The following is an 11,041-nucleotide window of genomic DNA, read 5'->3' on the forward strand; positions in this document are numbered from 1 at the left end:
TTATGTTCCTCATTTCTGTTTTTAGTTTGATTTGGGGCAGCGGATTTTTTACGTCCATTGATCTCTTTTTGTTTGAAGCTACGCGAGGTTTTTGTAGCTAGCTGCGATTTATTATAGTCAGCCTTTGTACACCTCTTAACTAGAAAACTAATTTGACTTATGAGTATGAGATTTTGCTCAACAATCATCAGTTTCTGCAGTTTTATAGTCCGTTTGATTAAAATTTTGCAGTCAATACTGTTAGACTTCTAATCACGCCTATTGATGTGAGCTACGAACTTAGATAACCATTCAATGTCAGCATTATAGTGTTTCTTATTGTATTGCCACTTTTTCTGGAAATTAGCAATTCCACTTTCCCAATCATCATATACTTCCTTAAACTTAGACAAAAACTCTGCTGTTCCTCCAATTACCGCGTGTTCTTCGTGGGAAATGAGTATTCCCCATTTTCCATTTGGGGAGTATAATGCATTCTCAAGAATTACAGGTGTTAAAAGATATTCCTCGTACTGCGTTATCCGTGGAACTTCCCAATGATTGCATTGCTCGGTAGAAAAACATTCCTCCACTTCTATTTCTGAAAGATATATCTTATTTTCATTTATAGCAATTAGAGTATTCTGAAGAGCCCTAAATTGCTTTTTGTTCAGATGGTAGCCGTCTATAGGGCAAAGAATCAGTCGTTCCTCCACTGTACTTTGAAACATCGCCCCAAAAGGATCGTTAGATTTAAAAACCTTCCGAAAAGCTTTCTGCAAATTCTGTATCTGTACTAATTTTATAATTTTCTCAACCATTTATTCACCGCTCTCTAAGAACTTAATTTTTCTAATTCCGTCTGCACCATTTACATCGACAGTGGGAGGTCCAGATTTTGATGAAGCCCTATAAGTAAAAGTAATTCCGTTAGCATCTTGACCGACAAATACGCCAGGCTTCACTTCCTGTATAGAATTTGGATCTACTTGAGCTTTAAAGAAGTTATAAGCATCCTCCGCATTACCTTGTACGGCACGAATACCACTATTTTCAGCAGGTACTCCTATATTTCTCAATGTACTCGGCTCAACTTTAGTCCAAGCACTACTTGCTTCCTCAATAACTTGTCCTATTGCTTGAGTAGCACCTTCTGCTTCTTTGACTATTTTCACTCCACCAGCAAGACCTGTTACATCTTCTTGTGCTTGCTGCTGTGTTTGAAGATCACTCGGATGAATGACCTGCTCACCATTTATCGTGATCGCATTCCCTGTATCTTCATCAAGAGCTACGCGACCAGATACTTCCGGTTTCCATTTTAAATAGGTATCGGCAGAATTGACTCCGTCACCTTTGACATATTCTGACCCATAGTTCGGATTGTTAGAATCCTGTGACCAAACTACCGCACCAGCTGGCGGAACAGCATCTTGCATATAAGTATCTACACCATTAATAACTTGGAAAAATCCCTGTCCTTCAACAAATATATATGCCCCTTCATAGGTCGGATGATGAATATAATCATTATGCTTGACTCCATTAAATGCTGCACTAGCTCCAGCCTGAGCATTGCCACCTACCACTTTGGCTGCTGCTGCACCAATAGCTGCACTTGCAATAAGTCTAACATTTTGGTCTTTAATATTGGCTAATTGTTTTTGCAGCAGTTGACTTAATCCATCACCAGCTGCTCCAGATGCAAAACCAGTACCTGCCATACTAGAAACAATTCCAGCAGATACAGCATGTAAAAGAGCTTTATATTCTCCACCTTCGGCCCAATTAGCTTTTTCTTCTGGGGTTTTGGCATTTTTCCACATGCTTTCTGCATAATCACCAATTGCCTTATTGGCTTCCTGACTAAACAGATTAACCAATTCTTGTCTTTCCTTGACTGTTTCTTTATCAAAGATTTTTCCTAAAACATTTAAAGCTTGATCAGTATTACGACTTAAGTTACTCAAATCTTGGTTTGGATTACTTCTTATATCAATAGTACCTGGAGAAATAGCAGATTTTGTTGTGCTGTCAGCTTTTCCTGATACAGGTATACCAGGATTAGGAGTAATTCCAGTTTTATTGGAATAACCGACTCCTGAACTGCTTGCGCTGTAATCCGCCTTATTTTGTATATCCGAGTGTGTCAGCGTATCCGTAGATATCTTATTCTTATCCGGCGTAGCATCACTGGCGATGACCGCACCCTTCAGGTCGGTATTCTTGCCGACGTTGATGTCGAAACCATTCTTGCCTGCATAGATGCCTGCCTGTTCGGTTACAGAAGTATAATTTGAATCTATTTTGCCCTTGCCTGCGGAACCCGTTATATTACCTAGCGGACCGCTGCTAATACTGATTCCGCTATTTTGATTCTTCGAGTTATAGTTATCACTATCCTGCTGGCTGGCTATATTCAAGTCTTTTCCTGCTTTTATTTCTACACGATCACCGTTTACTTTTGATCCCAAGATATTCGTATCTTTTCCTGATTCTATTTTCAGCGTATCTTTCGCTGTGATTACACTTTGCGTATGACTTACTGTTGTCCCATTTTCGCTTCCCTGGTTTTTACTTCCTTCTACATAGAAGCCAGCTCCTTGGGCACTCACCTTCACTCCGATTCCGCTTGATTTTCCATCGCTTTGGGTGTTATTTATCGTTCTATTTTCAGCACTTTCGATGGTTACATCCTTGGCCGCTTGGATATGGATGGTATCTCCGTTTACTGTTGATCCTTCAATGACAACGTTGCCGTCTCCTTGGTTGCTTCCTGTAGCTATCACGTCAATATTTTTGCCTGCTGTAATTTGGCTGCCTTTCGCCTGGATGGCTTCACTTGTGCTATTTTGCTTCATACTGGTGCTGCCCAGACCGATATTGACACTGATATCTTTGCTGCCCCGTACGATATTGCCGTCTTTATCTTTTCCGACGACTGGACCATTTACCGTATTGTCAATTTTTTGATCGAGTCCCTTTAGTTCTTGGACTGCTTTTACATCATAAAGAGCGGACAGCCGGGAATCACTGACTTCTTTGGCTCTTTTTACGTCGTTTGTGATACTTGGTATCGTATCGATCGCCGGACTGCTTAACGATACGGTTAATCCACTTTTTTGGTATTCATAGCTTTGTTTTTCTCGTAAGTTTTCCGTTCCGGCTTCTATGTTTACATTTTCCCCAATGATTTTCGTATTTTGCCCACTGATCACATCGGAGGCTTGGATTTTTACATCCTTTCCTGCTTGAATCGTTACATTTCCTTGCACGGACCCAACCGTACTTTGGGCTTGCGTCAGGTTTACCCCATCGAGTGTATTTTTTTGTGTTTCAGTCCCGATGGTAAAGCCAAAACCGCTTCCTAAAATACCGGATCGTTTTTCTTGTCGCATATGTTCTTCGGTTTTGGTTTCTTGCGCTGCTGTAATGGCTATATTTTCTTTAGCGCCCAGGTTTACATCATTTGTTCCTACAACCGTACTACCATTGACGCCTAGATTTCGTCCGGCTTGGATGCTGATGCTGTCACCGGATAAGGTTGTAGCTTGTGCTGTCGTTTGATCCAGTGTATCTCGTGTAGTGATGGTCAGACTCGAAAATCCGCCTGTATGACCTTTGTGTTTATGTGCTTCATCTACTGTTTGATTGAGTTCACCTGCTGTTAGATTGATATCCCGCCCTGCTTCCAACTGTATCCCCTTGTTGCTTTCAATCGTGGCAGCTTTTGCATTGATATCCAATCCGGCTTGCAAATGAACCGCACCCGGTGTCTGAATCGTTGTGCCTACATCAAGGATTGTACTATCTGTTCTGTGGTTATCATTATCCCAGACAATTTTATTACTTTCACTTTCTTTGACTGTACTAAGATTTAGATTTTGCCCAGCCGAAATCGTAGTTAGGCTGTCTTTCCCACTATTGTCAATTTTGGCAGCAGCAAGATTGACATTCTGACCGGCATTGATTGTTAATTTTCCTTGCTCGCCAGTAACGGAGAGTCCCGCCACGCTGTTGAGGTTCGTACGACTTCCTTGTTGATTCGTTTGCGTACTTGTTGTCGAAGCAATCGTAATATTTCGTCCGGCGTCTAAAGAGAGACTATCGATTCCCTGAATTTGTCCACCCATATTGTTTAGATCAACATTGGCCTTAATATTGACATTATCACCGCTGATATTTCCGCCAAGATTTTGTATATTCTCAGCCGCAATATTCGTCGTAGTATTTCCTTGAATGGTTCCACTGTTTGTAAGATCGCCTTTTATTGCCAGATTGACGGCACTACCGGATATCAAACCTTCCGCGCTAGGAGAGTCTGCATGATCTTTATCCTTATGCACATACACTTGTGGAACCAACGCCTGCGTTACTTGTCCATTCGGTAAGACGACATATTTTTCGACCATCCACACCATATCGGCTTTCAAGTTCGCCATTTGTTCCGCTGAAAGTTCCTGTCCAACTTGCAGGTGATTTTCTTTGGCAAAAGCGAGTGCATTGTTCATCAATGCTTGATATTGTGCTTCATCACTGTTGTAGCCGCTCAGGAAGCGGTTGCCAGTGAGAGACGCGACTTGATTACGAATCATGGTCTGCTCATAAAAACCATCGCCAAGTCGTTTTTGGAGAATACTTGGATCATTGTTTAACTGCTTGAGCATATAATCCGAAGAGGTCCACGTCCGATAATCGGCAAACTGCGGGTCTGTTTCTATCAAATACTTCGAATTTGATGCTGGCGTGATACTAAATAAACTGCTATTCGGTATACGACTATCAACGGCGCCCGTGCTCACAGTTCCACCATTTTGAGTTACCATCTGTATAATTGGACTGATAGTGCCTTTAATGGTTCCCTGATCTGTAACGTTCACATTGGAAGGAATCGTCCCTTTATCGCCAACATTTGTATGAGAAGCAATCGTTCCTTTATCTGCAATATTGACATTAGAATTAACCGTTCCCTTGTCTCCAACATTTATATTAGGAGCAATCGTTCCCTGATCGCCAACATTTGCTTTAGATTGAATGTTTCCTTTATCTGTAATATTGACATTAGAATTAACCGTTTCCTTGTCTCCAACATTTACATTAGAAGCAATCGTTCCCTTATCGCCAACATTTGCATGAGAAGCAATCGTTCCTTTATCTGTAATATTGACATTAGAATTAACCGTTCCCTTGTCTCCAACATTTACATTGGAATTAACGCTTTCTTTATCTCCAACATTTACATTGGATTGAATGTTTCCTTTATCTGTAATATTTACATTTTGCTTATCAATTTGTGTTCCTGATTCCGTTGGTGTAACCCTCTCTTGATAAACTGTTGCGCTTACAGAAATGGTCTCTACCCTCGGTGCTGGATTATAAGTGGAAGAGCTGCTTCCTGTGCTATCTCTTCCGCTATGATGATCCCGCCAATAGGAAGTAGCCCGCCCCGTCTCCGTCGTGATTCTTTGTCCGGAACCTTCTATATTATTAAGACTACCTACACTACCTAAAATGCTTCCACCCGCGATTATTGTGCTCTTATCATTATTTAAAATATCCGCCTGAATGCTGAGATTCCCCCCAGACTTAAGGCTAGCCGGATCTGAGTTTACTATCTGACTTTCTGCTGTTATCTTTTTATATCGATAGGCTGTCCAGTTTTCATAACCGCCATCAGGCGTACGCAAATGATCTGACTCATCATTAAATATCTCAACGCCAGGCGTCCCTGCTACATAGCGATTGGGTGCACCGCTGCCTTGATATTCAGTAACATTTTCTATCTTTTTCGTCTGTATAGCGGTACTGAAATGTTCATTTGTATTATAAATTTTCTGGACAGCAAGATATAAATTTCCCAAGGACTCAATTTCAGCACTATTATTTTGCAGTATACTGGCTTGTCCGACAGCTTGATTCTTACTATCCAGACTCCCCCCAATATGAATATCACCCACACTAAAAATTTTGGCATGTTCTTGATTATTGATGGTTTTGGCAGCCATATCAAGCTGCTCGCGCGCGGCTAGAATCGGGGCAGCACTCTCTGTTGCACGATTGGTAATGGTATTAGCCTGAATCGCAAGATGATTCCCATATATGCGCCCCATCCCCGAATTCATTAAATTATCTGCTTGAATCCGGGTTTCATTCCCATCGATAAGTCCCTCATTATTTAAAACCTGATCCGCAGTAACCTTCGTATTTTGTCCATTCAACTTCCCATTGGCATTGTTATGAATATTAGCAGCATGTATAGTAAGTTGATTGCCTGCTACTATTTCAGCTAGGTTAGTAAATGTACCCGCAGAATAAAGGCTAGCATTGCCTTGTGCTTGAAATTCCCCTGTATTTGTATAGTCTTGTGTAAGTTTAACATCCATATCGCCTTGACTCAAAATCTTTCCGTCGCCAGAAAGACCGGCACTATTAATTTGAAGTTGCTGTCCTGCAATCAATAGTCCTTGCGTATTGTTAATAAATAATTTTTTATTGGACAGCGACTGATCTTGCAGCGAAAGTATGGTCCCGGCAGAAATAATACCTTTTTCATTATTAATATTCTGTTGTGCATTTAAATTCAAACTGTCTGCTGCGCGCAATGAACCTTGAGCATTCTCAATATTTACGGAATCCATTTGGATAGCTTGGGCTTCTATGCCTTGATTCGCACTTTGTGTATTCATATTTTCAATGCGATTAGCACTGATTTTCAAATTCTTACCTGAATATATCAAGCTTCCTTCGTTCTCTAAAGTACCGCTCAGATTGATATCAAAATTACCAGCGGCATTGATTTTTCCGCCCTGATTCTTTAGATTCCCGGCCGTTAAGCTAATGGCATCTTTGCTCTGCAGAATTCCATTGGTATGATCAATATCTCCAGCTGTCGCCGTAATTGTTCCTTGTTTTCCAATATAGGTCGAAGCTCCTTGTAAATCTACACTGCCGGCAGTCATGGTCATATCCCCGGCTGCCAGATTCTTCCCATTCGCAGCTAGGTTGTTTTGTGTAATGAGACTCAGGTTCCCAGTTGATCCCAGTTGTCCATCGGCTTGTATTCCTGCTCCCAGAGTTCCTGTTGATGCAATACCCTGGGCATTCAAATTCATATCGTTAGCAGCTGCTAGCGTACCGGTATTGCTAATATTTGCCGCACTGACACTCAAGTTCTTGCCTGAATATGTCAACCCCTGGTCATTTTGTAAATTACCTCTAAGGTTCAAATCTAAATTACCAACGGCATTGATTTTTCCACCTTGATTCTTTAGATCCCTGGCCGTTAAACTGATGGCATCGCCGCTCTGTAAGGTTCCGTTAGTATGATCAATATCCCCAGTTGTCGCCGTAAGGATTCCTTGCTTTCCGATGTAGGTAGAGGCTCCTTGTAAATCTATGTTACCTGCATTCATCGTCATATTCCCGGCCGCAAGATTCTTCCCATTCGCGGCTAGGTTGTTTTGTGTAATGAGACTCAGGTTCCCAGCTGTCCCCAGTTGTCCATCGGCTTGTATTCCTGCTCCCAGAGTTCCTGTTGATGCAATACCCTGGGCATTCAAATTCATATCGTTTGCAGCTGCTAACGTACCGGTATTGCTAATATTTGCTGCATTGACATTCAACGATTTACCTGAATACGCCATCCCCTGGTCGTTTTGCAAACTGCCAGTAAGCTTCATATCTAAATTACCAGCGACAGTGATTTTTCCGCCTTGATTCTTTAGATTCCTGGCCATTAAACTGATGGCATCGACGCTTTGTAGGATTCCGTTTGTATGATCAATATCTCCAGATGTCGCCGCAATTGTTCCTTGCTTTCCAATGTAGGTAGAGGCTCCTTGTAAATCTATGTTACCTGCATTCATGGTCATATTCCCGGCTGCAAGATTCTTCCCATTCGCGGCTAGGTTGTTTTGTACAGTAAGACTTAGGTTCCCAGCTGTCCCAAGTTGTCCGTCAGCCTGTACTCCTGCTCCCAGCGTTCCTGTCGATGCAATGCTCTGGGCATTCAGATTCATATCATTTCCGGCTGCTAACGTACCGGTATTGCTAATATTTGCCGCACTGGCACTCAAGTTCTTGCCTGCATAGGCCAATCCTTGGTCATTTTGTAAATTACCGCTCAGATTGATCTCTAGATTGTCATTCGTATTGATTTTTCCGCCTTGATTCTTTAAATTTCTTGCCGTTAAACGGATGGCATTTTGGCTCTGTAGGATTCCGTTTGTATGATCAATATCTCCAGCTGCCGCCGTAATTGTTCCTTGTTTTCCAATGTAAGTAGAAGCTCCTTGTAAATCTACATTACCGGCATTCATCGTCATATTCCCGGCCGCCAGATTCTTTCCATTCGCGGCTAGGTTGTTTTGTGCAATAAGATTTAGGTTCCCAGCTGACCCCAGTTGTCCATCGGCCTGTATTCCGGCTCCCAGCGTTCCTGTTGATACAATGTTCTGGGCATTCAGATTCATATCGTTGGCAGCTGCTAACGTACCGTTATTGTTAATATTTATCGCACTGACATTCAACGCTTTACCTGAATATGCTAAACCTTGGTCATTTTGTAAATTACCGCTCAGATTTATATCTAGATTATCATTCGTATTGATTTTTCCGCCTTGATTCTTTAAATCTCTTGCCGTTAAGCTAATGGCACCTTGGCTCTGCAAAATTCCGTTGGTATGATCAACATCTCCAGATTTCGCCGCAATTGTTCCTTGTTTTCCGATGTAGGTAGAGGCTCCTTGCAAATCTACATTTTTACCGGCATTCATCGTCATATTCCCGGCTGCCAAATTCTTTCCATTCGCGGCTAGGTTGTTTTGTGCAGTAAGATTTAGGTTCCCAGCTGTCCCCAGTTGTCCATCGGCCTGTATTCCTGCTCCCAGAGTTCCTGTTGATACAATATTCCGAGCATTCAGATTCATATCATTTCCAGCTGCTAAAGTGCCGGTATTGCTAATATTTATCGCACTAACACTCAAGTCCTTACCTGAATATGCTAAACCTTGGTCATTTTGTAAAGTACCGCTCAGATTCAACTCTAAATTACCAGCGGCATTGATTTTTCCGCCTTGATTCTTTAAATCTTTTGCCGTTAAGCTAATGGCACCTTGGCTCTGCAGGATTCCATTTGTATGATCAAGATCTCCAGATGTCGCCGTAATTGTTCCTTGCTTTCCAATGTAGGTAGAGGCTCCTTTTAAATCTACATTACCGGCATTCATCGTCATATTCCCGGCCGCAAGATTCTTCCCATTAGCAACTAGGTTGTTTTGTGCAGTAAGACTCAGGTTCCCAGCTGAACCCAGTTGTCCATCAGCCTGTATTCCTGCTCCCAGCGTTCCTGTTGATACAATATCCTGGGCATTCAGATTCATATCATTTCCGGCTGCTAACGTACCGGTATTATTTATAGCTGACGCACCAATAGTTGACGTTTTACCTGAATACGCCATCCCCTGGTCGTTTTGCAAATTACCAGTAAGCTTTATATCTAGATTATCATTCGTATTGATTTTTCCGCCTTGATTCTTTAGATCTCTTGCCGTTAAACTAATGGCACCTTGGCTTTGCAGGATTCCGTTTGTATGATCAATATCTCCAGCTATCGCCGCAATTGTTCCTTGTTTTCCAATGTAGGTAGAGGCTCCTTGTAAATCTATGTTCCCGGCATTTATTGTCATATCCCCAGCGGCAAGATTCTTCCCATTCACAGCTAGGTTGTTTTGTGCAATGAGATTCAGGTTACCAGTTGATCCTAGTTGTCCGTCAGCCTGTACTCCTGCTCCCAGCGTTCCTATCGATACAATGTTCTGGGCATTCAAATTCATATCGTTTCCAGCTGCTAACGTACCGCTATTGTTAATTTTTATCGCACTGACATTCAGCACTTTACCTGAATACGCCATCCCCTGGCCGTTTTGTAAGCTGCCAATAAGCTTCATATCTAAATTACCAGCGGCAGTAATTTTTCCGCCTTGATTCTTTATATCTCTTGCCGTTAAGCTAATGGCACCTTGGCTCTGCAAAGTTCCGTTAGTATGATCAATATCTCCCATTGCAGCCGTAATTGTTCCTTGTTTTCCTATGTAGGTAGAAGCTCCTTTTAAATCTATGTTCCCGGCATTTATTGTCATATCCCCAGCGGCAAGATTCTTCCCATTCGCAGCTAGGTTGTTTTGTGCAATGAGATTCAGGTTACCAGTTGATCCTAGTTGTCCGTCAGCCTGTACTCCTGCTCCCAGCGTTCCTATCGATACAATGTTCTGGGCATTCAGATTCATATCGTTCCCAGCTGCTAACGTACCGCTATTGTTAATATTTATCGCACTGACATTCAACGCTTTACCTGAATACGCCATCCCCTGGTCGTTTTGCAAACTGCCAGTAAGCTTCATATCTAAATTACCAGCGGCAGTGATTTTTCCGCCTTGATTCTTTAAATCTTTTGCCGTTAAGCTAATGGCACCTTGGCTCTGCAAAATTCCGCTTGTATGATCAATATCTCCAACTGTCGCCGTGATTGTTCCTTGTTTGCCAATGTAGGTAGAGGCTCCTTTTAAATCTATATTACCGGCATTCATTGTCATATTCCCGGCTACCAGATTCTTTCCAGTCGCAGCTAGTTTGTTTTGTACAATGAGACTCAGGTTCCCAGCTAACCCCAATTGTCCATCGGCCTGTATTCCTGCTCCAAGCGTTCCTGTCGATACAATGTTCTGGGCATTCAAATTCATATCGTTTGCGGCTGCTACCGTACCGGTATTGTTCATATTTGCCGCACTGACACTCATGTTCTTGCCTGCATAGGCCGACCCTTGGTCATTTTGTAAATTACTAGTAAGCTTTATATCTAAATTACCAGCTGCATTAATTTTTCCGCCTTGATTCTTGAGATTTCTTGCTGATAAAGTGATCGTATTTTGGCTCTGCAGTATTCCATTCGTATCAATATCTCCAGTTGTAGCCGTAACCGTCAGATCGCCAGTCGTTCCCAAGCTGCCGTCAGCCTTGACCCCGGCACCCAACGTTCCTGTGGAATTCACATTTCCTGCTGTCA

2 protein-coding genes are annotated in these 11,041 nt (G+C 42.2%); both read right to left on the reverse strand.

All coding sequences use genetic code 11. The features are described 5' to 3' along the window. Positions 1-248 precede the first annotated feature (248 nt). A complete protein-coding gene (locus tag Ga0466249_RS21250; protein ID WP_215831498.1) occupies positions 249-800 on the reverse strand; it encodes a hypothetical protein in 552 nt (183 codons plus the stop codon). Then, the gene (locus Ga0466249_RS21255; RefSeq protein ID WP_215831499.1) at positions 801-11,027 is read right to left on the reverse strand and encodes a hemagglutinin repeat-containing protein; all 10,227 of its coding nucleotides are present in this window, start codon (positions 11,025-11,027) and stop codon (positions 801-803) included. It abuts the gene before it with no gap. Between the last annotated feature and the right edge of the window lie 14 nt (positions 11,028-11,041).

Source organism: Pelorhabdus rhamnosifermentans (genome assembly GCF_018835585.1).
Lineage (GTDB): Bacteria > Bacillota > Negativicutes > UMGS1260 > UMGS1260 > Pelorhabdus > Pelorhabdus rhamnosifermentans.

Coding starts and splice junctions, on each gene's coding strand:
- Ga0466249_RS21250 (WP_215831498.1), bottom strand. CDS start 800: ATGGTTGAGAAAATTATAAAATTAGTACAGATACAGAATTTGCAGAAA.